1 protein-coding gene is annotated in these 273 nt (G+C 46.9%); it reads right to left on the reverse strand.

Annotated features, from left to right (window positions below; translation table 11 throughout):
* Nucleotides 1-93: 93 nt before the first annotated feature.
* On the reverse strand, nt 94-273 hold a 180-nt coding region (locus MiSe_RS50225; RefSeq protein WP_226595108.1), incomplete at its 5' end, for a hypothetical protein.

Raw genomic sequence — 273 nt, forward strand, 5'->3', positions numbered from 1 at the left:
AGAATGCCGTGCCCCCACAGTCTGAAATTTGTTTGATTAAACACACCGAAAGTAGGGGCACGGCGTCGATAACTTTTGATTTCTCTGCCCAGATTATAGAATGCCGTGCCCCCACAGTCTGAAATTTGTTTGATTAAACACACCGCAAGTAGGGGCACGGCGTCGATAACGTTTGATTTCTCTCGCCAGATTATAGAATGCCGTGCCCCCACAGTCTGAAATTTGTTTGATTAAACACACCGAAAGTAGGGGCACGGCGTCGATAACGTTTGA

Origin of the sequence: Microseira wollei NIES-4236 (genome assembly GCF_020521235.1) — a bacterium.
Lineage (GTDB): Bacteria > Cyanobacteriota > Cyanobacteriia > Cyanobacteriales > Aerosakkonemataceae > Microseira > Microseira wollei.